The 24,530-nt window shown below is 71.2% G+C and carries 22 protein-coding genes; 12 read left to right on the top strand and 10 right to left on the bottom strand.

Features of this window, described 5'->3' with window-relative positions:
- Positions 1–173 precede the first annotated feature (173 nt).
- Positions 174–1,412: a saccharopine dehydrogenase family protein gene (locus ACOZ38_RS35630; RefSeq protein ID WP_405140532.1), complete on the top strand. Its 1,239-nt coding sequence runs from the start codon at positions 174–176 to the stop codon at positions 1,410–1,412.
- A gap of 66 nt (positions 1,413–1,478) precedes the next feature.
- Here the strand turns inward: ACOZ38_RS35630 and ACOZ38_RS35625 are convergent, their stop codons facing one another.
- Both ACOZ38_RS35625 and gabT read right to left on the bottom strand, forming a co-directional pair.
- Positions 1,479–1,727, bottom strand: a complete 249-nt coding sequence (locus tag ACOZ38_RS35625) for a hypothetical protein (RefSeq protein ID WP_405140531.1) — start codon at positions 1,725–1,727, stop codon at positions 1,479–1,481.
- A 171-nt stretch (positions 1,728–1,898) separates the two neighbouring features.
- Positions 1,899–3,296 carry a 4-aminobutyrate--2-oxoglutarate transaminase gene (gene gabT, locus ACOZ38_RS35620; RefSeq protein ID WP_405140530.1) on the bottom strand — a complete coding sequence of 466 codons (1,398 nt, stop codon included), beginning with the start codon at positions 3,294–3,296 and terminating at the stop codon, positions 1,899–1,901.
- Between the two features lie 130 nt (positions 3,297–3,426).
- Between gabT and ACOZ38_RS35615 the strand changes: the two genes are divergently transcribed.
- Positions 3,427–4,884, top strand: a complete 1,458-nt coding sequence (locus ACOZ38_RS35615) for a PucR family transcriptional regulator (RefSeq protein WP_424535408.1) — start codon at positions 3,427–3,429, stop codon at positions 4,882–4,884.
- Here the strand turns inward: ACOZ38_RS35615 and ACOZ38_RS35610 are convergent.
- Positions 4,881–5,483 (bottom strand): TetR/AcrR family transcriptional regulator, encoded by a 603-nt coding sequence (locus tag ACOZ38_RS35610; RefSeq protein WP_424535407.1) that lies wholly within the window; start codon positions 5,481–5,483, stop codon positions 4,881–4,883. The genes ACOZ38_RS35615 and ACOZ38_RS35610 overlap by 4 nt on opposite strands.
- 270 nt (positions 5,484–5,753) lie before the next feature.
- On the opposite strand from ACOZ38_RS35610, the gene ACOZ38_RS35605 reads away from it, so the two are divergent.
- Positions 5,754–7,181: an aldehyde dehydrogenase family protein gene (locus ACOZ38_RS35605; protein ID WP_405140527.1), complete on the top strand. Its 1,428-nt coding sequence runs from the start codon at positions 5,754–5,756 to the stop codon at positions 7,179–7,181.
- Between the two features lie 73 nt (positions 7,182–7,254).
- On the opposite strand, the gene ACOZ38_RS35600 is transcribed toward ACOZ38_RS35605, so the two are convergent.
- Complete coding sequence (locus ACOZ38_RS35600; RefSeq protein ID WP_424535406.1) at positions 7,255–8,394, bottom strand: trypsin-like serine peptidase; 1,140 nt, start codon at positions 8,392–8,394, stop codon at positions 7,255–7,257.
- 51 nt (positions 8,395–8,445) lie between these two features.
- The gene (locus tag ACOZ38_RS35595) at positions 8,446–9,552 is read right to left on the bottom strand and encodes a trypsin-like serine peptidase (RefSeq protein ID WP_424535405.1); all 1,107 of its coding nucleotides are present in this window, start codon (positions 9,550–9,552) and stop codon (positions 8,446–8,448) included.
- A gap of 323 nt (positions 9,553–9,875) precedes the next feature.
- On the opposite strand from ACOZ38_RS35595, the gene dxr reads away from it, so the two are divergent.
- From dxr to ACOZ38_RS35560, 7 genes are all read left to right on the top strand, one after another.
- Complete coding sequence (gene dxr, locus ACOZ38_RS35590; protein ID WP_424535404.1) at positions 9,876–11,123, top strand: 1-deoxy-D-xylulose-5-phosphate reductoisomerase; 1,248 nt, start codon at positions 9,876–9,878, stop codon at positions 11,121–11,123.
- Between the two features lie 136 nt (positions 11,124–11,259).
- Positions 11,260–12,429 carry a flavodoxin-dependent (E)-4-hydroxy-3-methylbut-2-enyl-diphosphate synthase gene (ispG, locus tag ACOZ38_RS35585; protein WP_405140523.1) on the top strand — a complete coding sequence of 390 codons (1,170 nt, stop codon included), beginning with the start codon at positions 11,260–11,262 and terminating at the stop codon, positions 12,427–12,429.
- A gap of 151 nt (positions 12,430–12,580) precedes the next feature.
- Positions 12,581–13,630: a PP2C family protein-serine/threonine phosphatase gene (locus ACOZ38_RS35580; RefSeq protein WP_424535403.1), complete on the top strand. Its 1,050-nt coding sequence runs from the start codon at positions 12,581–12,583 to the stop codon at positions 13,628–13,630.
- Positions 13,631–13,817: 187 nt separating this feature from the next.
- Positions 13,818–15,386, top strand: coding sequence for an alpha/beta hydrolase (locus ACOZ38_RS35575; protein ID WP_424535402.1), 1,569 nt, complete (start codon positions 13,818–13,820; stop codon positions 15,384–15,386).
- 47 nt (positions 15,387–15,433) lie between these two features.
- Positions 15,434–16,276, top strand: a complete 843-nt coding sequence (locus ACOZ38_RS35570; protein ID WP_424537148.1) for a GNAT family N-acetyltransferase — start codon at positions 15,434–15,436, stop codon at positions 16,274–16,276.
- 33 nt (positions 16,277–16,309) lie between these two features.
- Positions 16,310–17,062: a HipA family kinase gene (locus ACOZ38_RS35565; RefSeq protein WP_424535401.1), complete on the top strand. Its 753-nt coding sequence runs from the start codon at positions 16,310–16,312 to the stop codon at positions 17,060–17,062.
- The gene (locus ACOZ38_RS35560) at positions 17,059–17,454 is read left to right on the top strand and encodes a DUF3037 domain-containing protein (protein WP_405140519.1); all 396 of its coding nucleotides are present in this window, start codon (positions 17,059–17,061) and stop codon (positions 17,452–17,454) included. The genes ACOZ38_RS35565 and ACOZ38_RS35560 overlap by 4 nt, the downstream gene beginning before the upstream one ends.
- Here ACOZ38_RS35560 and ACOZ38_RS35555 read toward each other — a convergent pair.
- Genes ACOZ38_RS35555 through ACOZ38_RS35545 form a run of 3 tightly spaced genes read right to left on the bottom strand, consistent with a single transcriptional unit; the run spans position 17,438 to position 20,429 of the window.
- On the bottom strand, positions 17,438–18,322 hold the full coding sequence (locus ACOZ38_RS35555) for a TIGR03619 family F420-dependent LLM class oxidoreductase (RefSeq protein WP_424535400.1): 885 nt from the start codon (positions 18,320–18,322) through the stop codon (positions 17,438–17,440). The genes ACOZ38_RS35560 and ACOZ38_RS35555 overlap by 17 nt on opposite strands.
- 12 nt (positions 18,323–18,334) lie before the next feature.
- Positions 18,335–19,582 carry an LLM class flavin-dependent oxidoreductase gene (locus ACOZ38_RS35550; protein ID WP_424535399.1) on the bottom strand — a complete coding sequence of 416 codons (1,248 nt, stop codon included), beginning with the start codon at positions 19,580–19,582 and terminating at the stop codon, positions 18,335–18,337.
- Positions 19,583–19,595: 13 nt separating this feature from the next.
- A complete protein-coding gene (locus tag ACOZ38_RS35545; RefSeq protein WP_424535398.1) occupies positions 19,596–20,429 on the bottom strand; it encodes an alpha/beta fold hydrolase in 834 nt (277 codons plus the stop codon).
- A 107-nt stretch (positions 20,430–20,536) separates the two neighbouring features.
- On the opposite strand from ACOZ38_RS35545, the gene ACOZ38_RS35540 reads away from it, so the two are divergent.
- Positions 20,537–21,364 carry an LLM class F420-dependent oxidoreductase gene (locus tag ACOZ38_RS35540; protein WP_424535397.1) on the top strand — a complete coding sequence of 276 codons (828 nt, stop codon included), beginning with the start codon at positions 20,537–20,539 and terminating at the stop codon, positions 21,362–21,364.
- Here the strand turns inward: ACOZ38_RS35540 and ACOZ38_RS35535 are convergent.
- Both ACOZ38_RS35535 and ACOZ38_RS35530 read right to left on the bottom strand, forming a co-directional pair.
- Complete coding sequence (locus ACOZ38_RS35535; RefSeq protein ID WP_424535396.1) at positions 21,346–22,677, bottom strand: alkyl sulfatase dimerization domain-containing protein; 1,332 nt, start codon at positions 22,675–22,677, stop codon at positions 21,346–21,348. The genes ACOZ38_RS35540 and ACOZ38_RS35535 overlap by 19 nt on opposite strands.
- A gap of 122 nt (positions 22,678–22,799) precedes the next feature.
- Positions 22,800–23,213, bottom strand: a complete 414-nt coding sequence (locus ACOZ38_RS35530; protein WP_424535395.1) for a VOC family protein — start codon at positions 23,211–23,213, stop codon at positions 22,800–22,802.
- A gap of 84 nt (positions 23,214–23,297) precedes the next feature.
- Between ACOZ38_RS35530 and ACOZ38_RS35525 the strand changes: the two genes are divergently transcribed.
- Entirely contained in the window at positions 23,298–24,260 is a 963-nt protein-coding gene (locus tag ACOZ38_RS35525; protein WP_424535394.1) for a helix-turn-helix transcriptional regulator, read from the top strand.
- Positions 24,261–24,530: the final 270 nt, after the last annotated feature.

Below are 24,530 nucleotides of genomic sequence, written 5' to 3'. Positions count from 1 at the left end.
TCTTCTGTCTCACCCGCCTCTGACAGCCGTCCGCCGATCCGAAGCCGTGACGGACATCGGCCATCGTTCTCGCCAGGGCCAGGTGACTCTCGCAACGGATTCCGTGCAGGAAACCCGGTTTTCCCGCGCCCCCATGTTGAATGGTCGACCAGTCAATTGGTACGGTCGCTGGCATGCGCATCCTGCTTGTAGGCGCTGGTGGCGTGGGCTCCGCTGTGGTCCCGATCGCCGCCCGCCGAGACTTCTTCGAACACATCGTCGTCGCCGACTATGACCGCTCACGTGCCGAGGCCGTGGTGTCCAAACAGGTGTCCGAACAGGTCGCGTCCGGGGGTGACGCGCGGTTCAGCGCGATCGGCCTCGACGCCTCCGACCAGGACGCGGTGGAGGCCGCGCTTCGCGAGCACGGCTGCGACGTCCTCTTCAACGCCGTCGACCCCCTGTTCGACATGCCCCTGTTCCGGGCCGCGCTGAACGCGGGGGCGCACTACCTCGACATGGCGATGTCCCTGTCCAGGCCGCATCCTTCCCGGCCGTACGAGCTGACCGGCGTCAAGCTCGGCGACGAGCAGTTCGCGATGTCGCCCGAGTGGCAGGCCAAGGGAAGGGTCGCCCTGGTCGGCATGGGGGTCGAGCCCGGCCTCGCCGACGTCTTCGCCAGGTACGCGGCCGACCACCTCTTCTCGGCCATCGACGAGGTCGGCGTCCGCGACGGTGCGAACCTCGTGGTCGAGGGCCCGGACGGTCAGGAGGCCTTCGCGCCCACGTTCTCCATCTGGACGACCATCGAGGAGTGCCTCAACCCGCCCGTCATCTGGGAGGACGGCGACTGGCACACCACCGAGCCGTTCAGCGAGCCGGAGGTCTTCGACTTCCCCGAAGGCATCGGCCCGGTGGAGTGCGTCAACGTCGAGCACGAGGAGGTGCTCCTTGTGCCGCGCTGGGTGAACGCCCGGCGCGTGACGTTCAAGTACGGCCTCGGCGAGGAGTTCATCGGGGTCCTCAGGACGCTCCACAAGCTCGGCCTGGACTCGACCGAGCCCATGAGGGTCAAGGGCGTGGAGGTCTCGCCGCGCGACGTCGTGGCGGCGGCCCTGCCCGACCCCGCGACCCTCGGCGACCGCATGCGCGGCAAGACCTGCGCAGGCACGTGGGTCAAGGGCACCGGCAAGGACGGCCGGCCCCGCGAGGTCTACCTCTACCACGTGGTCGACAACGAGTGGTCGATGCGGGAGTACGGCTGCCAGGCCGTCGTGTGGCAGACGGCGGTCCATCCCGTCGTCGCGCTGGAACTGCTCGCGCGCGGAGCCTGGAAGGGTGAGGGCGTGCTCGGCCCCGAGGCGTTCGACCCGGTGCCGTTCCTGGACCTGCTGAACGAGTACGGCTCGCCCTGGGGCATGCGCGAGCAGTGACCCCGGTGACCGCCGGCCGCGCCGGACGGCGGTCCACGACGGGTGGACCGCCCACCGGGGTGGCGCTCAGGGAAGGGTCGCTCTCCTCGCGGAGGGCTTGCGCCGGGGTGCGGGGGGCGCGGGGAGCAGCGCCTCGGCGCACTCCTCGCAGGCCATGACGGGGGCGTCGTCGGGAAGCCTGCCGACACGGACCCGAGGTCGGGGCCACTTCTTGTGGCACACCACGCAGGCGTCCCCGTCGCGCTGCGGGCCGGTGAGATCTTCTGGGTCGAACGTCAGGTTGAGCCGTGCCGCTCCGGTCGGATCCCAGCTCATCACGCTCCTGTTGGTGATCGAGTGTCTCGTACCCGAACCGTTATAGCCCCATTACCGCCTGTGATCGACTAGGCCGATGTCAAGGACGGGTTAAATCGCCGGCATCCGGCGCGCCGTACAACAACAAAAGGGACACCCAGCAGCAAGCCGGGTGCCCCTTTTGGGATGTTCCTAAACGGAGGAGATGGCCTTCTCCAGGATGGACAGGCCCTCTTCCAGCAGGTTGTCGGGGATGGAGAGCGGGGGCAGGAAGCGCAGCACGTTGCCGTAGGTGCCCGCCGTCAGCACGACCAGGCCCTCCGCGTGGCACCGCTTGACGATCTCCCCGGTGAGGGCGGTGTCGGGCTCCTTGGTGCCGGGCACGACCAGCTCGATCGCGATCATGGCTCCGCGTCCCCGGACGTCGCCGATGGCGTCGAAGCGCTCGGCGAGGGCCCGGAGCCGGGGCAGCATGATGTCCCCGATCTGCCTGGCCCGCTCGACCAGGTTCTCGGCCTCGATGGTGTCGAGCACGGCGAGCGCGGCCTCGCAGGCCAGCGGGTTGCCGCCGTAGGTGCCGCCGAGGCCGCCGACGTGGACGGCGTCGAGCAGCTCGGCCCTGCCGGTCACGGCCGCCAGCGGCAGGCCGCCCGCGATGCCCTTGGCCGTGCAGATGATGTCGGGCACGACGCCCTCGTCCTCGCACGCGAACAGGTGGCCGGTGCGGGCGAATCCGGTCTGCACCTCGTCGGCGATGAAGACGATGCCGTTGGCCCTCGCGTACTCCACCAGGGCGGGCATGAAGCCGCGGGCCGGCTCGATGAAGCCGCCCTCTCCCTGGATCGGCTCGATCACGATGGCGGCGACGTTCTCCGCGCCGATCTGCTTGTTGATCATGTCGATGGCCTGCGCCGCGGCCTCTTCGGCGCAGTTCTCCGGGCCGGTGGGCCACCGGAAGGGGTACGCCATGGGCATCCGGTACACCTCGGGGGCGTACGGGCCGAAGCGGTGCTTGTACGGCATGTTCTTCGCCGTCAGCGTCATGGTGAGCAGCGTGCGGCCGTGGTAGCCGTGGTCGAACACCACGACGGCCTGCCGGCCGGTCGCGTGCCTGGCCACCTTGACGGCGTTCTCCACGGCCTCGGCGCCGGAGTTGACCAGGAACGAGCGCTTCTCGTGGTCGCCGGGGGTGAGCCGGTTGAGCTTCTCGCAGACCTCGACGTACGACTCGTACGGCGTGACCATGAAGCAGGTGTGGGTGAAGTCGGCGACCTGCCGTTGGACCCGCTCGACCACGCGCGGCGCGGCGTTGCCCACGGTGGTCACCGCGATGCCGGAGCCGAAGTCGATGAGCGAGTTGCCGTCCGCGTCCACGACCACGCCGCCGCCCGCGTGGGTCACGAAGACCGGCAGCGTGGTGCCGATGCCCGGCGGTATGGCGGACCGCTTGCGCGCGAACATCTCCCGCGACTTCGGGCCAGGGATCTCGGTGACCAGGCGGCGCTCCTGCGGAAGCGAGGGACCGCCTCGCGTGATGGGCTGGTGCTCGGCCACGCCCGGCTGCTCGTGTACGTCACGCTCGATGCTCATGCCTGCGACGCTACGGCCACCGCGCCCGGCTGCCGACCTGGCGACATGGCACAATATGGCCATCCTGCTTGTCCAGGATGTACAAGTACCGACTGTTCTGGGGGCTGGAATGGCTCCGACCTTACGGCGTGTGGTGGCGCTGGCGCCGCTGCGCCTGCGGGTGCGCGCCGGGGAGGGCGCGATGGACCGGCCGGTGCGCTGGGTGGCGGTCAGCGAGCTGGAGGATCCCACGCCCTTCCTTGAGGGCGACGAGCTGGTGCTGACCACCGGGATGCGGCTCGGCCCTCGGGACGCGCGGCCGTACGTCTCCCGGCTCGTCGCCAGGGGGGTGGCCGGGCTCGGGTTCGGCGTCGGGCTCGGGCACGACAGCGTGCCGCCCGAGTTCACCGAGGCCGCCGCGGAGGCCGGGCTTCCGCTGGTCGAGGTGCCCAGGGAGACTCCGTTCATCGCGATCGGCAAGGCCGTCAGCGAGCTGCTCGCCGCCGAGAGGTACGACGAGCTCAGCAACGCCTTCGCCGCGCAGGGACGGCTGACGCGCGCGGCGCTCCAGGCCGGTGGCATGGGGGCGGTGGTCGAGCGGCTGGCCAGGGAGATCCACGGCTGGGCCGTGCTGCTGGACGAGGCCGGCGCGGTGATCCACGCGGCGGGCGCGGGCGCCGTCGAGGGCACGCACCTGGCGGGGCGTGAGCTCGGCCGGCTGCGGGCCACCGGCTCGCCCGCGAGCCTCGCGCTTTCCGGGCCGTACGAGCACGTCATCGTGCAGCCGCTCGGGGAGCAGCGGCGCATCAGGGGGTTCTTCGCCGTCGGCTCTGAGCGGCCGTTCTCGCCCGTCGGGCACACCGTGGTCAACACCGCGAACTCGCTGCTCACCCTCTCCCTCGAACAGGGCAGGGACCGGCTCGCCGCCGTGCGGCAGGTGCGCTCGGCCGTGCTGCGCCTGCTGCTGGCGGGGGAGCGGCAGGCCGCCGAGGGGGTTCTCGCGGCAATCGGCGGCGGGCTGCCCGCCGGGCCCGTCGTGGTGCTGGCCTGCGAGCCGCGCGACGCGGAGGCGCTCCAGGACCTGCTGCCGGGCTTCACGGCTCCGTGGGGCACGCGCGTGGTCGCCCTTGCGGCGGTGGAGGAGGCCGACCGCCTCGCCGAGACGGCCGCCGGGGCCGGGCGGGTGGGGGTGGGCGGGCCGGTCGGGCTCGGGGAGCTGGCCACCGGTCTCGACCAGGCGGAGCGGGCCCTCGCGTCTGCCGCCCCGCTCATGCGGTTCGCCGACCTCGCGGGGCAGGGGCTGGTCTCGCTGGTCGACCCGGCGGTGCTGTCCGCCTTCTCGACCTCGCTGCTCGCCCCGCTCAGGGAGTACGGCTCGCGCGCCGACCTGGTGGAGTCCCTGCGCGCGTACCTCGCGTGCAACGGGCACTGGGACGCCGCCGCGCAACGGCTCGGCATCCACCGGCACACCCTGCGCTACCGCATGCGGCGGGTGGGCGAGCTGCTCGGGCGCGACCTGGACGACCCGGCCTCACGTGCCGAGCTGTGGATCGCCCTGTCGGCGGGCTCGGCGGGCGGCTCCAGCGGGTCGCCGGCCGCCGGCCGCTAGAGGGTCATCGGGATGGAGTCCTTGCTCACCAGGTAGCGGCTGATGGCGGCCATGGTGACCGACGCGTAGATGCGGTCGTCCCTGAGATGGCCGGCGCGTTCGAGGCTGACGGCGCCGTGGGCGGCGGCCCACAGGCAGTCGGCGATCTTGCGGGGCTGCGTGGGCACCAGGTAGCCGGCGGAGATGCAGTCGGCGATGGCCCGGTCGAGGACGTTGACCGCCGCCCTCGCCAGCGTGCGCGCCCGCTCGCTCGGCTCGAAGCCCGGTATCGCCTTCTCGAACATCACGCTGTAGTAGCCGGGCTCGGCCAGGCAGGCGTCGCGGTACGCCGGGCCGAGGGAGGTGAGGTACTCCAGGGGGTCGGGGTGGCGTGGGACCGCGGCCAGCCTGCGCCGGAAGCGCTCGAAGCCCTCCAGGTAGAGCGCCTCCGCCAGGCCCTCCTTGTTGCCGAACATGGTGTACACGACCGTGGTCGAGCACCCTGCCTCGGTGGCGATGCGCCGCACGGTGAGGCTGTCGGGCCCGTCGGTGACCAGAAGCTCTCCGGCCACGTTGATGAGACGGCCGCGCAGCTCGTCCTGGGAAGTCTGGCTCCCCAATGCGTACGCCCCTTGGAGGCCAAGCGGCGCCGGCGAACCCATGAGCTACCTAGCCCCTTCTCCCCAAAGGATCCCGCTTGGACCCCATGGTGACTTAACCACGTGCGGAGTCCTTCAAACCGTCCCGCACCAGAAAACATCCTGAAATTGCGGCATGTCCGTTACAGAAAGGGGAAAATAGGTGCCTTATGCGGAATGTAGCGGTGGGGGTCGCCGCTTGTCCGTACTGGAGTAGCGCCCCCGGCGACCTGGTGGCATACGGTCGGGGACATGGACGTACGCCCCTTCTGGCTCGCCGGTTCGCCCGCCACGGGCGAGGCAGAGCTCACGGTGACCAACCCCCATGACGGCCGTGTCGTCGGCATCGGCTCGGTGCCCTCCCCCGACCAGGTCGAGCAGGCCGTGGCCGCCGCGCACGCGGTGCGCAAGGAGGCCGCCGCCCTGCCGATCCACGTGCGCGCGGAGGCACTGGCCCACGTCTCGCGGCGCCTGTCCGAGCGTGCCGAGGAGATCGCCCGGCTGATCAGCGCCGAGAACGGCAAGCCGATCTTCTGGGCGCGAGGCGAGGTCGGCCGCGCGGTCGCGACCTTCCGCTTCGCCGCCGAGGAGACCCGGCGCTTCAGCGGCGACGTCCAGCGGCTCGACACCGAGGCCGCCGCGAACGGCCGTCTTGCGTACGTGTCGCGCCAGCCGTACGGGCCGGTGCTGGCCGTCACGCCGTTCAACTTCCCGCTCAACCTGGTGGCCCACAAGGTCGCCCCGGCGATCGCGGTCGGCGCGCCCGTGATCGTCAAGCCCGCCCCCGCGACCCCGCTCTCGTCGCTGCTGCTCGGCGAGATCCTCGCCGAGACGGCCCTGCCCGCGGGCATGTTCTCGGTGCTGCCGGTGCCGAACGACCGCGCGGGCGCGCTGGTCGAGGACCCTCGCCTTCCTGTCGTGTCGTTCACCGGCTCGGGGCCGGTCGGGTACGCCATCAAGGACCAGGTGCCGCGCAAGCACGTCACGCTGGAGCTCGGCGGCAACGCCGCCGCGGTCGTGCTCGCCGACGCCGACCTCGACTGGGCGGCCACGCGGGTCGCCCTGTTCTCCAACTACCAGGCCGGGCAGAGCTGCATCGCCGTCCAGCGGGTGATCGTCGAGGAGTCCGTGGTCGAGGCGTTCACCGCCAAGCTCGTGGCCGCCGTCGAGAGCCTCGTCGTCGGCGACCCGGCCGATGACAAGACGCAGGTCGGGCCGCTGGTGTCGGTGGAGGCGGCCGAGCGGGTGGAGCAGTGGGTCGCCGAGGCCGTCGCCGGCGGCGCCCGGCTGCTCGCCGGGGGCGCCAGGGACGGCGCCACCGTCGCGCCGACCGTGCTCGCGGACGTGCCGGACGACGCCAAGGTCATCAGGGAGGAGGTGTTCGGCCCGGTGCTCGTGATCCAGCCGGTCGCCTCGGTGGACGAGGCGTTCACCGCGGTCAACGACTCGAAGTACGGCCTGCAGGCCGGGGTGTTCACGCGCGACATCGACGTCGCCTTCCGCGCCGCCAAGGAGCTGGAGGTCGGCGGGGTCATCATCGGCGACGTGCCGTCGTACCGCGCCGACCAGATGCCCTACGGCGGAGTCAAGGAGTCGGGCATCGGCCGCGAGGGCCTGCGCTCGGCCATGGAGGACTTCACCTACGAGAAGGTGATGGTGCTCACCGGGCTCACCCTGTAGGTCCCGAGCGGGGCTCTCCTCGCGGTCACCCGTCGCTGACCGCCTGGAGAGCTCTCGGCCGGCTCGGCTCCCCTCACGCGCGCTGGGCCGTGTCGAAGAGCCGCTTGGCCTGGTCGCCGAAGTACGGACCGTACATCGTGCCGTCGTCGTCGCTGTACTTGAAGCTGCTGACCGAGGTCAGCACGCCCTGGCCGGTGGCGGGGTCGAACGAGCTCAGCCACGGGCCGCCGCTCGACCCGGCCGTGAGGTCGCACCGCATGCCCTGGTCGCGGGTCTGGCTGTGCGGGTCGTGGTGGAGGTCGCCCGCGCAGTAGATCAGGCGCTGGCCGTCGTACGGCGGGTCGGCGGGGAAGCCGAACCCGAAGGCGCGCCCGCCGCGCGGCACGTTGAAGCCGATCTCCTGGCCGCCGACCGCCTCGTTCAGATGGCTCCCGCCGGAGGGGTTGACCGCGACCATGCCCAGGTCGTAGCTGTCGTCGCCGCTCTCTGACCAGGGCTCGGGGACGAACATGCGCCGCGCGGTGAACACGCCGTACGGCTGGCGCCCCGGCTCGTAGGCCGGCACGAAGGTCCAGTTCTCCGCCCAGGCGCCTGAGCCGTCCTTGGCGCAGTGGCCCGCGGTGACGACGACGTCCTGGTTGCGGCTGCGCACCGCGCTCGCCGAGCAGACGTAGTCGACGCCGCGCAGGGTGAGGAACACCCGGCCGGTGGTGCGCTTCACCGCGCCCCCGGCCGCCCACCGCGCGCCGCTGGTGTTCAAACCGGGCGCACTCGCGCCCGAGGCGGAGGAGGCCCGGACCGCCGAGGGCGCCCGGCCGGCGGACGAGGGCGGCGGCACGGGCGCCACCGTGGAACCGGAGGACGCCGTGGAGCTCGGTGAGGCCGTGGAGCCGCGCGTGGCCGTGACGCGCAGGGGCAGCACGCCGGACGCCAGCTCGGCGACCTTCGTGACGGAGCCCAGTGCCCCGCCGGGCAGTGCCCGCGCCATGCGCCCGGCGGTCCAGTAGCCGAGCACCCGGCGCTGCTCGGCCACCGTGCGGGCGGCCACGTGCTGGACGACGCCGGTCGACGTGAGAGACGACGTGAGAGACGGGGTCTCGTTCCTCTTGACGGCTTGGCCGGCTCCGCTTGCCGCCATCGAGCCGGAGGGCATGACGCCCACCAGCCCGGCGACGAGCGGCACGGCGGCGATCAGGGGGAGGATCGGGGTCATGGCTCCCGAGTCTGGACTACCGAACGTGGCCTTGCGGATACTTTCGGTAAATCAGGTGGCGTCCTGGTTCTGGGCGGAGGTGTAGACCGCCTGGGCCTCCGGCCCGAAGTACGGACCGAACATCCAGTACGGGGCGAAGTTGTACTTGAAGCTGTTCACGGAGTTCAGCGTGCCCGCGCCGGTGCTCCGGTTGAAGCCCGTGAACCAGCCGCCCCCGCTGGAGCCGCCGGTCATGTCGCAGCTGAGCCCCTGGTCGGTGGAGATCAGGTAGTCGTCGAACACCCTGCCGCCGCAGTAGATCAGCTTCGACCCGTCGTACGGGCTCGCGGCCGGGTACCCGAAGGCGTACATCTGCTGTCCGCGCGCCTGGTTGAAGGCGATGCCCTGGCCGCCCACGACGTCGACGAGGCGCTCGCCGTTCAGCGGGGCCACGACGGCCGCGGCCACGTCGTAGTTCATGTCCTCACTGGTGTTCCACTGAGTCGTGGTGAGCAGGTTGGTGGCCACCCAGGTGCCGTACGGGCGGCTGCCGGCGCTGTAGCCGGGGACGAAGACCCAGTTGGTGTGGAAGGCGCCACCGAGCTTCACGCAGTGCCCCGCGGTGAGGACGACGCTCTTGTTGGCGCTGGTGACCGCGGTGCCCGAGCAGGAGGCGCTGCGTCCCTGGTAGGTGAAGAAGACACGTCCCTCCGTCTTGACGATGGTGCCGCCTCCCGTCCAGGGGGCGCCCGTCGAGCGGGCCGCGAGCGCGGGGGTGGCCGGGGTGGCGGTCGGGGAGGCCGAGGGGCTGGGGGAGGGGGTGGGCGAGCCCGACGCCACGGGCGGGGGCGGGGTGGTGGGCGCGGCGTCGGCGCGCCTCACGGCGTTGGCGCCGGGGGTCAGGGGCTTGACGGTGAGCCCGCCCCCGCTCGGCGCGGTGGTCGTGCGCCCGGTGCGGGACCTGACCAGGTCGAGGGGCTTTGCGGCGGCCATCTTCGCGGGGGTCCAGAACTGCTTCACGACGCGCTGCTCGGTCTTGGTGTCGGCCGCGTCGTGAACGACGGGCCGCGGCGCGGCCGGCGGCTTCGCGGCCTCGGCTGTGGGGGCGTTCAGCAGGATCCCCGCCGCCAGGGGCGATATGGCCAGAATGGGGAAGAGACGTCGTGCCTTGCGATGCATGCGGTCCTCCGTGCTCGTCGCGGCTCGCCGGGCACGCGCCGACGGGGGCCGTTCGTGCCCGTGGGGTGGCGCGCTGGGTGCTTGCTCGTGCCCGGCTCCCGCTGTGATCGGGTGCCATGTCCTGACGCGGGAAGGTAGTAGGGCCGAATGCCGCATTTCTCGCGATTCGCAGAGACCGGTATGGCGGGATTCGGGCATTTAGCTGCTGCTTTCCCACCCGTCGCTCTGGTGACGGAAACCGGCCCGCGAGCGGGTGGCGCGTACGGACGGGGCCGGACGGGCGGGCGCATGGCGGGGGAGCCGGCCGCCGCGATAATGGGGGCATGCAGACCCCTCTCGCAGACGCGGCCGACCTGGCGGGCACCGCCGGCCCCGCCGATCTCGTGGGCCCGGTGTCACTCCCCGGCCCGTCCGAGCCGCGATCGATCGTCGTGCTGGGCTCCACAGGATCGGTGGGCACGCAGGCGCTCGACGTCATCGAGCGCGACCCGGGGCACTTCCGCGTGGCCGGGCTGGTGGCGGGCGGCGGGCAGGTCGACCTGCTCGCGCGCCAGGTCGAGCGGTTCCGCCCGGAGGTGGTCGCCGTCGCCGACGAGCGGGCCGTTCCCGCGCTGCGCGAGGCGATCGGGCCGGTGCGCATCCTGGCGGGCCCCGAGGGAGTCGCCGAGGCCGCCGCCTGGCCCTGTGACATCGTCCTCAACGGCATCACCGGAGCGGTCGGGCTCACCTCGACGCTCGCCGCGCTGGAGGCCGGGCGAGTGCTGGCGCTGGCGAACAAGGAGTCGCTCATCATCGGCGGCCCGCTGGTGAAGCGGCTGGCCGGTCCCGGCCAGATCCTGCCGGTCGACTCCGAGCACTCGGCGCTCGCGCAGTGCCTGTGGGCCGCCGGCCCGTCCGGGTACGACCCGGAGGCGGTGCGGCGGCTCGTCGTCACGGCGAGCGGCGGGCCCTTCCGCGGCCGCAGGCGGGCCGAACTGGGGGAGGTCACCCCCGAGCAGGCGCTCAAGCACCCCACGTGGGACATGGGCACGGTGATCACGCTCAACTCGGCGACGCTGGTCAACAAGGGCCTTGAGGTCATCGAGGCCAACCTGCTGTTCGACATCCCCTTCGAGCGGATCACCGTGGTGGTCCACCCGCAGTCCGTCATCCACTCGATGGTGGAGTTCGTGGACGGCTCGACCATCGCGCAGGCCAGCCCGCCCGACATGCGGCTGCCGATCTCGCTCACCCTCGGCTGGCCTTCGCGGGTGCCGGGCGCGGCCAAGGCCGTCGACTGGACCACCGCCCACACCTGGACCTTCGAGCCCCTGGACGAGGAGGCGTTCCCGGCGGTGGCGCTGGCCCGGCACGTCGGCTCCCAGGGCGGCACGGCTCCGGCCGTCTACAACGCGGCGAACGAGGTCTGCGTGGAGGCCTTCCTGGCGGGGAGGCTGCCGTTCCTCGGCATCGTCGACACCATCGCGGCCGTCGTCGGCGAGCACACCGTGTCGCCCGCCGGCTCGGTGGCCGAGGTGCTCGACGCGGACGCCTGGGCCCGCGCGAGGGCCCGGGAGTTGACGGGCGGGTAAGGGCGGCGGCGGGCTGGGCGCCAGCTTGTCGTGATCCGGTAAACGGCTTTCCCGGCATCCGTAACTCGATGGTCGGCGCGGTTACCTAGACTGGGTAGGTCTGAGCGCGTCGCCGAACACCAAGGTGCTGGAAAATATGACATCTGTTGATCTGGGGATTCCCTCGGTACGGAGCAAGCCGATCGCCGAGCGGCGGATGTCGCGGCAGATCATGGTGGGCTCGGTCCCGGTGGGCGGGGACGCGCCGGTTTCGGTTCAGTCCATGACCACGACGCTCACCTCCGACGTGAACGCCACGCTGCAGCAGATCGCCGAGCTGACGGCGTCGGGCTGCCAGATCGTCCGGGTGGCGGTGCCCTCGCAGGACGACGCCGACGCGCTGCCGGCCATCGCGCGCAAGTCGCAGATCCCGGTGATCGCCGACATCCACTTCCAGCCGAAGTACGTCTTCGCGGCGATCGAGGCGGGCTGCGCGGCCGTCCGGGTGAACCCCGGCAACATCAAGAAGTTCGACGACAAGGTCGGCGAGATCGCCCGGGCCGCGGCCGACACCGGCACCCCGATCCGCATCGGCGTGAACGCCGGCTCCCTCGACCCCCGCCTGCTGGCCAAGTACGGCAAGGCGACGCCCGAGGCGCTGGTGGAGTCCGCGCTGTGGGAATGCTCGCTGTTCGAGGAGCACGGCTTCCGCGACATCAAGATCTCGGTCAAGCACCACGACCCAGTGGTCATGATCCAGGCCTACCGCCAGCTCGCCGCGCAGTGCGACTACCCCCTGCACCTGGGCGTGACCGAGGCGGGCCCGGCGTTCCAGGGCACGATCAAGTCGGCGGTGGCGTTCGGGGCCCTGCTGGCCGAGGGCATCGGAGACACGATCCGGGTCTCGCTGTCCGCGCCTCCGGTCGAGGAGGTCAAGGTCGGCATCGGCATCCTTGAGTCCCTCAACCTCCGCAAGCGCGGGCTGGAGATCGTGTCCTGCCCGTCCTGCGGGCGGGCCCAGGTCGACGTGTACACCTTGGCCGAGCAGGTGCACGCGGGGCTCGACGGCCTCAAGGTGCCGCTGCGGGTGGCCGTGATGGGGTGTGTCGTCAACGGCCCCGGTGAGGCCCGCGAGGCCGATCTGGGCGTGGCCTCGGGCAACGGCAAGGGCCAGATCTTCGTCAAGGGCGAGGTCGTCAAGACCGTGCCCGAGTCGCAGATCGTGGAGACCCTGATCGAGGAGGCCCTGCGCCTGGCCGAGGAGATGGGCGTGGACGTCGATCTCGACGACGAGGACGCTCCGGGCCCGGAGGTCGTCGTCCGCTGACCCGCCTGCCCTCAGGGCCGGATGAGGTGCTGTCCCGGCCCGGGAAAAATGACTCTTCCTGGGCGGGGATGTGTGGGTGTATGCAGGAAGAGTGCCATTTCGGCGGAGTCTGTCGGATCCGCACCAGTCGCGATGGCCCGGCAACGCACTGGTGGCGATACCGCTCGTGCTGATCGCGGTGATCTCCCTCGCCGACATCCTCACCCCGCGAGAGATCTCGCTGAGCCCGCTTCTGGTCACAGCCCCCGCGATCACGGCCTCGTTCGCGGGTCCCTGGCTCACCGGCCTGGTGAGCGTCATCACCATCGCGGACGAGGTGCTGCTCGGCCTGCGTAGTGAGCTGCTGACCACGCGGACCATGCAGACGCAGCTGGCGGCCCTGGTCGTGGTCTCGGCCTTCCTCGTGATCTTCTCCCTCGTGCGCGACCGGCACCGGGAGGAGCTGACCCGGGTGCGCTCGGTCTCGGAGGCCGCGCAGCGGGCCCTGCTGCGGCCCCTGCCGCCGGGACTCGGGTCGCTCCGGCTCGCCTCCATGTACCTCGCCGCCGAGGAGGAGGCCCAGATCGGCGGCGACCTGTACGCGGCCGCCCGTACGCACTCGGGGGCCCGCGTCGTCATCGGCGACGTGCGGGGCAAGGGCCTTCCCTCCGTGTCGGACGCCGCCCTGCTCCTGGGCGCCTTCAGGGAGGCCGCCCGGCGGCACGCGACCCTGCCCGACGTCGTGCTCTACCTGGACGAGAGCGTGCGGACCGATCTGGAGGAGCACGCGGAGGAGTGCCAGGACGCCTGCGAGAACTTCATCACCGCGGCAGTGCTGGAGATTCCCGACCACCGGCCGGTGGTCGAGGTGATCGACTGCGGCCACCCCCCGCCGCTGCTGCTCCGCGACCGTCAGGTCACGACCCTCCAGGTCGCCCAGCCCGCGCCCCCGCTGGGCCTCGGGGAGCTCTCCGACCGCGCCTACCAGGTCGAGGTGTTCGACTTCAAGCCGGGCGACACCCTCCTGCTCTACACCGACGGCGTCATCGAGGCCCGCGACCGCGCCGGCGTCTTCTACCCGCTGGCCGAGCGTGTGATGACGTGGCCGGGGGACGGCCCGGGGACCCTGGTCGAGCACGTGCGCGACGACCTCCTCGCCTACGTCGGCGGGCGGCTCGGCGACGACGCCGCCATGGTCGCGATCCAGCGCCTGCACGACTGAGACCACGGCCCGGCCGGGTGAACCGGCACTGAAGTGATGATCATCACGGCCCCTGCGACGGCTCGCCCGATCCCACGTTCCGCAATCGGACGACTACGGATCGGTAAACATTGGGCCGGGTCGCCGGTGGCCGGACGGTCCGATCCGGAAGCATCACCCTCTGCCACAAGAGCAGAGGGAGTGACGTGTGAAGCGGGTCTTCGGCGTAGCGGCGATTATGACGGTGCTGGTCACCGGGCTGACAGGAGGGGCCAGTGGGGCGTACGCCGCTCCACGTGACGGCGTGACCTGGGGGGCGTGCCCGGGTCCGAAGCCGATAACGGCGGTGGAATGCGCGACGGTGAGGGTGCCGCTCGACCACTCGAAGCCGGGCGGGCCGACCCTCGGGCTGGCGCTCAACCGGATCAAGGGTTCGGCGTCCCACGGTCACGTGCTGCTGGTCAACCCGGGCGGGCCGGGGGCCTCGGGCCTGGGCCTGGCCCGGTACGTCGCCGCCGCGCTCCCCAAGGACGTCGCGGCGAAGTACGACGTGATCGGGTTCGACCCGCGGGGCGTGGGGAGCAGCGAGCCGGCGCTGACCTGCGCCGACCCCAAGCAGCACTTCGCCGCTCCCCGCATCGACCAGGTGCCGAAGAACGACGCGCAGGAGTCCGCGCTGCTCGCGCGGGCCAAGGAGTACGCCGAGGCGTGCGGCAGCCGCTGGTCGTGGCTGCTCCCGCACCTCACCACCGAGAACTCCGCCCGTGACATGGACACGATCAGGCAGGCGCTCGGCCAGCAGAAGATCAGCTACCTCGGCTACTCGTACGGCACCTACCTCGGCGCCGTCTACGCGACGCTGTTCCCGACCAGGGTCAGGCGGCTGGTGCTGGACAGCGTGGTGGACCCCGAGGGCGTGTGGTACGACTCCAACATCGCCCAGGACTACGCCTTCGACCGGCGGCACCGCGACTTCCTGGCCTGGGTGTCCCGGCACAACGACGTCTACCACCTCGGCCGCACGGAGACCGAGGTCTCGGCCGCCTGGTACGGCATGCGCGATCGCCTCGGCCAGCGGCCGGCGGGCGGCCTCGTCGGGCCGAGCGAGCTGGACGACATCTTCACCGTCGGCGGGTACACCAACGCGGTCTGGCCGCAGTTCGCGGGCGCGTTCGCCAACTATGTGAAGAAGGGCAAGCCCGACGGCCTGGTGACCGCCTACAACCAGCACGTGGATCACGACGCGGCGGCCGAGAACAACTACGCCGTCTACCTCGCAGTCCAGTGCCGCGACGCCGAGTGGCCGCGCGACTGGTCGCGCTGGTGGGCCGACACGCTCAAGGTGAACGCCAAGGCGCCGTTCATGGCCTGGGCCAACGCCTGGTACAACGCGCCCTGCGCCTTCTGGCCGGAGAAGGGCGGGACACCGGTCCACGTCGGTGACGTCGCCCACCTGCCCTCGGTGCTGCTCATCCAGTCCAAGCAGGACGCGGCCACGCCGTACCCCGGGGCGCTGCGCGTGCGCGACCGGTTCCCGAGCTCGCGGCTGCTCGTCGAGGGCGGCGGCAACCACGGGGTGTCACTCGGGGGCAACACCTGCGTCGACCGGTACCTCGCCGCGTACCTCAGGGACGGAAGCGTTCCCGGCGGTGCGGCGCAGGCCGCGGGGCGCCAGGCCGACGCGACCTGCCAGGCCGCGCCCGAGCCCCGGCCGATCGTGCCGATGTCGTCGGGGCCCGGGCACCTTAGGCTGACGAAGGTGATTCTCGGCCAGTAGGGTCGGTTCGTTCCAAAATCGGGGCGGTCGCGTAGGCTAAGCCCGTGATGCTGCGAACATCGGCGTCGCGCGTGCTCGACGATCAGGACCGCGAAGAGGTGCTCTCGATACTCGACGCGGACCCCGTCGCCAACGTCTTCGTCGCCTCCCGGGTGCGGTCCGTCGGGCTGAGCCCGGCCCGGCTCGGCGGACAGATGTGGGGATTCGGCCCGCGCGGCGGGCTGACCTCACTGTGCTACGCCGGGGCCAACCTGGTCCCGGTCAACGCCGGGCCCGAGGCCGTGCAGGCCTTCGCCGACCGTGCCCGCAGGCAGGGCCGCCGCTGCTCGTCCATCGTCGGCCCCGCCGAGGCCGTCGAGAGGATCTGGGAGCGGCTGGAGCCCTATTGGGGCCCGGCGCGGGCCATCCGCTGGGCCCAGCCGGTCATGGCCACCTCCTCGCGGTCGCCCGTCCCCCCTGATCCGCTCGTACGCCAGGTACGCCCGGACGAGTTCGCCACGCTGCTCCCCGCATGCGTGGCGATGTTCACCGAGGAGGTCGGCATCTCCCCGGATCTCGGGGACGGCGGCGCCCTCTACCGGTCGCGGGTGGCGGAGCTGATCCGCATCGGGCGCTCGTTCGCCCGCATCGAGGACGGCCAGGTGGTCTTCAAGGCCGAGGTCGGGGCGGTGACCCCGCAGGTCTGCCAGATACAGGGCGTGTGGGTGCATCCGGACCGGCGCGGGCGCGGGCACGCCGTGGCCGGCATGGCCGCCGTCGTCGACCAGACCCTGCGGCACTTCGCGCCGACGGTGACCCTTTACGTGAACGACTTCAACGTGCCCGCGCGGGCGGCGTATCGCAGGGTGGGCTTCAAAGAGGTCGACACGTTCATGTCCGTCCTGTTCTGATTCCGCGCTCGCCGGCGTCGGTACCCTGGGCGAGTGCTCGAACAGGTGACCGCTACGCGCTATGTGACCCCGCTCCGGGAGGGCGGGTCGCTCCCGGGCGTCGTCGAAGCAGATGACCTCGGAACCTATGTCGTGAAATTTCGTGGTGCGGGGCAGGGGCGGCGGGTGCTTGTCGCCGAGATCATCTGTGCCGAGCTGGCACGCAGGATCGACCTGCGCACCCCCGATCTCACGATCGTCGATCTCGACCCGCAGATCGGGGCCAGGGAGCCCGACCAGGAGATCCAGGACCTGCTGAACGCCAGCGAGGGCCACAATCTCGGGGTGGACTTCCTCCCCGGCGCGCTCGGCTTCGACCCGCTCGCCTGGACCCCCGACGCGGGGTTCGCCTCGCGGGTGCTGTGGTTCGACGCGCTGATCCACAACGTCGACCGCAGCTGGCGCAACCCGAACCTGCTGGTCTGGCACGGGAACACCTGGCTGATCGACCACGGCGCCGCCCTGTGGTTCCACCACAACTGGCGCACCGCCGACCCGCAGCGTCCCTTCGACGCCCGCGACCACGTGCTGGCGCCGTTCGCCACGCGCGTCGAGGAGGCCGACGCCGAGCTTCCCGGCCTGATCACCGAGGACCTGCTCCGCGCGGTCGTCGGCCTCGTTCCCGACGAGTGGCTCGACGGCGAGCCCGGCTTCGAGGACGTGGCGGCCGTGCGCCGGGCCTACGTCGACCACCTGCTCGCCCGCGCCCACGGGCCGCGCGCCTGGCTCCCGGCGGTGGCACGATGAGCGAGCTGCAGGTCTACGAGTACGCCGTGATCCGGGTCGTGCCGTGCGTGGTCAGGGGCGAGCTGATCAACGCCGGGGTGATCGTCTACTCCCAGCCGTGCGGCTACCTGTGCGCCCGTACGGAGCTGGACGAGGCGCGGCTGCGCGCGCTCGACGAAGGGGTGGACCTCGGGGGCCTCAGGCTGGCGCTGGCCGCCTACGAGCGCGCGTGCTCGGAGGACTCCGGGCCGCTGCGCGGGGAGCCGCTCGGCAGCAGGTTCCGCTGGCTCACCGCGCCCCGCAGCACGATCGTCCAGACCGGGCCCGTGCACGCGGGGCTGACCGCCGACCCCGCCGCCGAGCTGGAATCCCTGCTCGACCGGCTCGTGCGCAGGGTCACATCCGCGCGATGACCTCCTCGGCGAAGCGCTCCATGGTGGCGATCTTGAGGTCGAGGGTGCCCTCGCCGTGCCTGGCCTTCTCCTCGGGGGTGGCGAGCCACCAGGGGGCGGCCAGGGTGCCGGTGACGCCCTTCCCGGCGATCCTGCGGTAGGTCTCCGGGTCCGGCATCACGGCGAGCGCGGCGATGATCTCCAGGTCGTCCTCCGGTCTGCCGTACTCCTTCAGGTAGGCGCGGAGGCGGGCGAGCACGACGTCCAGCTCCGCCTCGGAGTACACGCGGTTGCCGATCCAGCCGTCCCCGGCGCGGGCCGCCCTGCGCAGCGCGGCCTCGCTGTCACCGCCGACCAGGAACGGCACCGGGCGCGAGGGCACCGGGGCGATCGACAGCGGGCCGAAGTCGAAGTGCGCGCCGTGGTGCTCGACCGTGCCGCCGGTCCACAGCTCGCGCAGGACGGGGATCATCTCGTCCAGGCGCCTGCCCCTGGTGCGGAAGTCCTGCCCGGTCTGCAGGAACTCGTCCTCGCACCAGCCGACCCCCACGCCGAACGAGACCCGGTCGCCGGACAGCACCGCGGCCGTGGACACCTGCTTGGCCACGGTGAACAGGTCGCGGGCGGGGGCGATGTAGACGTTGGGGGCGAAGCGCAGGCGCTCGGTGACCGCGGCCATCGCCCCGATGGTGACCCAGACGTCGGGCCAGTGCGTCGCGGCGTTCCAGCGCGGCGCACCGCTGCGCGAGTAGGGGTACGGCGAGCGGTAGTCGGCGAAGAAGATGTGGTCGGAGAGGGTGAGGGTGTCCATGCCGCACCGTTCGGACGCCTTGGCCAGCTCGATGAACTGGTCGGTGTCGGTGAACGACGCACCCAGCCAGAAGCGCATGCGGTCCCGTTCTCAGCCGGTGAACTCGGGGATGACCTTGGTGGCGAACATCTCCAGGTTGCGCTTGACCGTGTCGAGCGGGAGCACGCCCTGCTGGCCCTGCATGAACAGGCCGAACCACTCCAGGTCGGGCATGCGGTCGAGCATGCGCTGGATGCCGCGCTTGACGTCGTCGGGCGTGCCCAGCAGGGCCAGCTCGACCTCGTTCATGCGCTTGTAGTCTCCCTTCTCCGGGGAGATCGGCTTGTGCCGGTCGTCCTCCTGCTTGCGCAGGACCTCCAGGTAGCCGAAGGGGCCGAAGAAGGCGGCGAAGTCCTTCTGCATCGGGCCGTACGTCGCGATCGCCTCCTCACGGGTGTCGGCCATGCCGACGACCTTCAGGATGCCGGTGTGCTCGCCCAGCTTGTAGTCGCGGCCGCACTTGGCCGACTCCTCCTGGTAGAGCCTGGCCTTGGCGGCGTGCTCGTCCGGGTTCGGGGTGAACATCCACGGCAGGATGTTCTCCTGCGCGGCCCTGATCACCGACCGGTCGCTGATCGTGAACGGCTGCCACAGCTCGGGGTAGGGGTCCTGGTACGGCCGGGGGCTCACCGAGACGGCCTGCAGTTTGCCGTCCTCCGACACCTCGCCGGGCGCGCCGAAGGTCTTGGTCCACTCCAGCGCCGGCCAGCCCTCGATGCCGTCGTAGGGCGAGGGCACCTCGTAGTCGAGCATCTCGCTCTTGTAGCGCAGGGTCTCCTGGGTCCACGCCAGCTTCATGATGTGCAGGATCTCGCCGAACACGTCGAAGTTGCGGTTGTCCGAGGCCGAGCCGTCCGACCGCGCCGCCGACGCGTGCCAGCGCTGGCCGAGGACGTTCATCCACCGGTTCTGGTAGCCGCGCGCGACCCCCAGCCGGAGCCGTCCCTTGCAGAACTGGTCGAGCAGCGCCACGTCCTCCGCCGCGCGAATGGGGTCCCAGGCGGGCAGCACGAGGCCGAGGGGCGCCAGCAGGATGCGCTCGGTACGCGCCGCGAGGTCGGTGAGGACCATCAGCGGGTTGACCGAGAACTCGAAGCCCTCGGAGTGGAAGTGGTGCTCGGTCATCATGAGGGCGTCGAAGCCGATCTGGTCGGCGTGGACGGCGATCTCGCGCACCTCGTGCAGCAGCTTCTGGTACGACTCGGTGTCCCGGCCGATCGGGCGCCTCGCCCGGGCGTTCTCCTCTTGGCTGTACCCGGAGCCGGGGATCTGCGGGTTGAGCATTATGGAAAATTTCACGGCAAACGTCTCCTCACGCGCGAGCGCCGGCGAGCGCCTTCAGCCAGTTGTGAACGACGAGGAGGAACTCCGCCGGGCGTTCCTCGTGCAGCCGGTGGCCACTGCCCTCCCAGACCACGGTCCGCGAGCGGGGGTCCTTGAACAGGCCGGACTCCCAGGCGGCCTGGCCGGGATCGAACCAGAGGCTCAGCACCGGGCAGCCCCTGCGTGCCAGGTAGCCGTCGGAGTTGGGCCGCACCCCGATCGCGCCCGGCGCCGCGAACATCGCCTCGAACGCCTCCACGAGCACGTGGGGCGGCGTGGCCAGCGTGCGCCTGCGGTGCCATTCCCTGATGAGGGCGGGGGTGGCGGGCGTGTACGACCAGCGGTCGATCTCGACGGCCACGGCGCCCGTGTCGCCGTCGCGCAGGGCCGCCACCATCGCGGGGAAGCCGGAGGCGACCGGCTCGGCGAACCCGTACCCGGGGTCGACCGTCACCAGCGCGCGCACCGCCTCGGGGTGCTCCACGGCCAGGTGGGAGACCACCTGGCCGCCCATGGAGTGGCCGACGGCGACGACCGGGCCCGTGCCGAGCCCGGTGAGCAGCTCGGCGAGGTCGGCGGCCATCCTGCGCGGGGTGTTGCCGGTGTCGCGGGAGGAGGAGTATCCATGTCCTCGGAGGTCGACGGCGATGACGCGGTGCCGCTCGCGGAGCTTCGGGATGTGGTGGGACCACTCGTGGGAGTCCGAACCCCAGCCGTGGACGAGCAGCAGCACCGAGCCGTCGCCGGTGTCGTCCTTGGCACCTGTGCCATCTGTGTCATCTGTGTAGAACAGCCGCACGCCGTCGACATCGGCGAATGCCATGAGCGCCCTTCCTATGAGGACTTCCCGCCAGGCAAGCTACCCTAGGAATGCTAACCGAGCAATCGCTTGTTTAGCCACGCGGGGTTCGTCACGGAGAGGACGGCGTCATGCGGCTGGGCGTCACGATGTTCACCACCGATCAGGCTATGCCCGTCGCCGATCTGGCACGAGCGGCCGAGGAGCGCGGTTTCGCGTCGCTTTACGTGCCGGAGCACACCCACATCCCCATCTCCCGCAGGACGCCGCCCGCCGCCGGGCAGGACGTGCTGCCGGAGGAGTACAAGCGGACCCTCGACCCGCTGGTCGCCCTCGCCTACGCGGCGGCCGTGACCGAGCGCCTCACCGTCGGCACGGGCATCATGCTGGCGGCCCAGCGCGACCCCATCGTCACGGCCAAGGCCGTCGCCACCCTGGACCACCTCTCCGGCGGGCGCTTCGTGCTCGGTGTCGGGTTCGGGTGGAACGTCGAGGAGATGGAGGACCACGGCGTTCCGTACGGCTCGCGCCGTGACGTGGCCCGCGAGCACGTGCTGGCCATGAAGAAGCTGTGGAGCAGGGAGGTCGCCGGCTTCGAGGGGCGGCACGTGCGCTTCGAACCGTCCTGGTCGTGGCCGAAGCCGGTCGCGGGCCCGCCGGTCTACATCGGGGGCGCGGCGGGCCCGAAGATGTTCGCGCACGTCGCGGAGTACGCCGACGGCTGGATACCGATAGGCGGCAAGGGCGTGAAGGACGCGCTGCCGGCCCTTCGCGAGGCGTACGAGAAGGCCGGACGTGACCCGGCGACGGTCAGGGTGATCCCGTTCGGCACCGTGCCGAGCCGGGGGAAGCTCGACTACTACGCCGGCCTCGGCATCGAGGAGGTCGTGTGCAGCCTCCCGGCCGCGCCCGCCGACACCGTGCTGCCGGTGCTCGACGGCTACTCCTCGCTGCTCTGAGCCCTGGGCACCCACCACATCTGCCCGCTCGCGATCTCGTGGTACACGTCGAGCAGGTCCTTGTGGGTGGTGACGCTCCTCGACTCGGCGGCGGCCCAGGTGTAGACCCCGCGCGACATGGTCGAGGTCTCCCGCTGCACGCGGAGTGTGTAGACGCGCGCCCGTATCTCGTGCACCTTGTGGTCGCCCGGGTCGGCCTGCATGGCCAGCTCGGCGAGCTGGCACGCCAGCCGCAGGTCCCCGTCCGCCGCCGCGGTGGCGGCTCGCGCGGCGAGAACGGGGGCACCTCCGGCCAGCTCGGCGAGGGCCGAGGCCAGCACCGCGTCCGGCGCGGGCTTGAGGTGCGCGGGGTTGCCGTCGTGCCAGCCGCCGTACAGCCGCCAGACGTTGCGCACGACGAACTCCGGCTCGTCGTAGTGCGGCTGGAGGTAAGGACGGCCGGCCAGCGCCTCCGGGGGTTTCACGGTGTGGATGATCTCGTCGAGGCGGGCGCCCGCGTTCATCATCTCCAGCGTCTGCTCGACCAGGCTGTCCAGGTAGTCCGCCGTGTCGGTCAGCGCCTGCCGTACTCTGCCCGCCCCGGCGATGGGCAGGCCGTGGCCGGGCAGCAGCACCTCCGCGTCCAGGGCGGCCATCTTCCGCAGCGCGACCGCCCACTCGTCGGGGTACCGCTGCACCTTCTGCGGGTTCCCGGCGTTCGGGGTGACCCAGACGAACAGGTCACCGGTCAGCAGCACGCCGCGCTCCGGCAGGAACGCCCAGGTGGCGTCGTCGGTCTCGCCGCGCGCGTGGTGCATCTCGAAGGTGACGTCGCCGAGCGAGACCCGCATCTCGTCGCGGTACGTCAGGTCGGGCTGCCGGTAGGCCGTCGGCCAGGTCAGGCTGGTGAAGCCGAACTGCCGCTGGTTGATCACCGTGTTGTAGCCCGCCGTCCGGGCATACCGGGTGAACCGGGCGGCGACGTTCTCGTGCGCGATGACGCTCGGGCGGGGGCCGTCCTCGGCGTCGAAGGGGTCCATGCCCGCGACGTGGTCGAAGTGCCCGTGGGAGAAGACGGCGTAGCGGACTGGCTCATCACACCAGGCCCTCATGGCCGCGTGCATGTTCCGCGCGTCCACGTTGTTGCCGGTGTCGAACAGAGCCAGGCCGCCATCGCCCCGGATGCCGTAGACGTTGCCGAACGCGGGCCACATGACCACGCGTTCGGCCACCTCCTGCACCCCCCTCGAGCGCAGGTCCCGCAGCGGCACCTCCTGCGGGGTCACCGACCCGCCCCAAACACTGTCCGCATGGTCGAGGATCGGCGTTGTCATGGGGCAAGCCTGTCGCGTACGGCGCCGCCAGAGCAGTAGGGAGTTCCCTACTCCTTGGATCTTTACCGTCTCCGGACCGTCGGACGACCACCGGGTCGCTCTTCGGGAACCGGGCCGCACGACTAAGGCCGGGAGCCCAGAACCTCCAGGTAGTGCGCGTTGTACATGATGCCCAGGATGTTCCCGAAGGGATCGACCACGGAGGCGGTGACGAACCCCGGGCCGCGCTCGGTGGGAGCCTCGTGGTCCTTCGCCCCCATGGAACGCAGCCTGTCCAGAGCCGCCGTCAGGTCGTCGACGTGCCAGTACATGATGACACCGGCCGGTCCGGCCGCCGGTCCGCTCGGCGAGTAGCGGCTGTCAACGATGCCCAGCTCGTGCTGGTAGTCGCCGATCCGGAACTCGATGTACGCCGGCCGTCCGTCCGGTCCCTGGCGGTTGAAGTACGGCTCGACGCCCAGCAACTCGGCGTACCACTCGGCCGCCGCCGCCACATCGTCGGCCCAGTAGTTCACGGTGGTGAGTCCTCGCAGCATGTGTGCTCCCTTGTCGGTGTACATCGGACACATTAGGAGCCGTTGAGGAACGTACGGTTCCTCAACGGCTGGGAGAATCGGAGAATGCTGGAGACCTCGGTACGGCTGCTGCGGTTGCTGTCATTGCTCCAGGCGCGGCCCGACTGGTCAGGTGCCGACCTGGCCGGTCGGCTCGGCGTCACCACCAGGACCGTCCGCAACGACATCGAACGCCTGCGCATCCTCGGCTACCAGATCCATTCGACGACCGGGACGGCGGGCGGGTACCGGCTCGGCGCGGGCGCGGCCCTGCCGCCGCTGCTCCTCGACGACGAGGAGGCGGTCGCGGTCGCCGTCAGCCTGCACGCCGCCGCCGGCGGCACCGTGACGGGCATCGAGGAGACCTCGCTGCGCGCGCTCACCAAGCTTGAGCAGATGCTGCCCTCGCGGCTGCGCCGCCGCATCGACGCGCTGCGCGCGGCCACGGTCTCGGTGACCAGGCGCGGCCCCACCGTGGACGCGGAGACCCTGACCGCCATCGCCACCGCCACCCGCGACCACGAACGGCTGCGCTTCGACTACCTCGACCACGACGGGACGGGCACCGCCCGCGTGGTCGAGCCGCACCGCCTCGTCCACACCGGCCGCCGCTGGTACCTGCTCGCCTGGGACTGCGACCGCCGCGACTGGCGCACCTTCCGCGCCGACCGCATCCGTCCCCGCACCCCGAACGGCCCCCGCTTCACACCACGCGAGGCACCGGGCGGCGACGCCGCCGCGCACGTGATGCGCGGCGTGGGCTCGACCGCCTGGAAGCATCAGGCCCGCATACGGCTGCACGCCCCCGTCGAGACGATGGGCGAACGCATCACACCGTCGGCCGGGCTGCTGAGTGCCGACGGCGAGCACGGCTGCGTCCTGGAGACCGGGACCGACACCCTCCACGACCTCGCGGCCTTCCTGGGCACCCTGGACGTCCCCTTCACCGTCATCGACCCCCCAGAACTCCGCACCCTCCTCAACACCCTCGCCAACCGCTACAAATCGGCGGCCGTAGAGGATAGGTGAAGCCAAGCGTCCGGTGCCCGGTTCAGAACGTGCCGCAGCCGGATTCCCGGCTGACGAGGTGCCGCCGCGAGTGGCCGACGAATTCAAGCCTGCCCCATTCGGCCGCACGGATGACGTTTAGCGGTGGTGATGCAGGTGGTGCCTTGTGCAGGTGTGGCGATGTCGCTGGTCAGTCGTGGATGAATCGGTCAGATCCCGCTAATATCCTGCATTTAATCACTTCGCAATTTTTGGAATTGATATCGCATTTGGGCTACTTATTCTTGCCGG

Source organism: Sphaerisporangium viridialbum, assembly GCF_049674955.1.
In the GTDB taxonomy this organism is placed as follows: domain Bacteria; phylum Actinomycetota; class Actinomycetes; order Streptosporangiales; family Streptosporangiaceae; genus Sphaerisporangium; species Sphaerisporangium viridialbum.
Note: the sequence above shows the minus strand (reverse complement) of the source record. Positions and strands in the feature narration are given on the sequence as shown.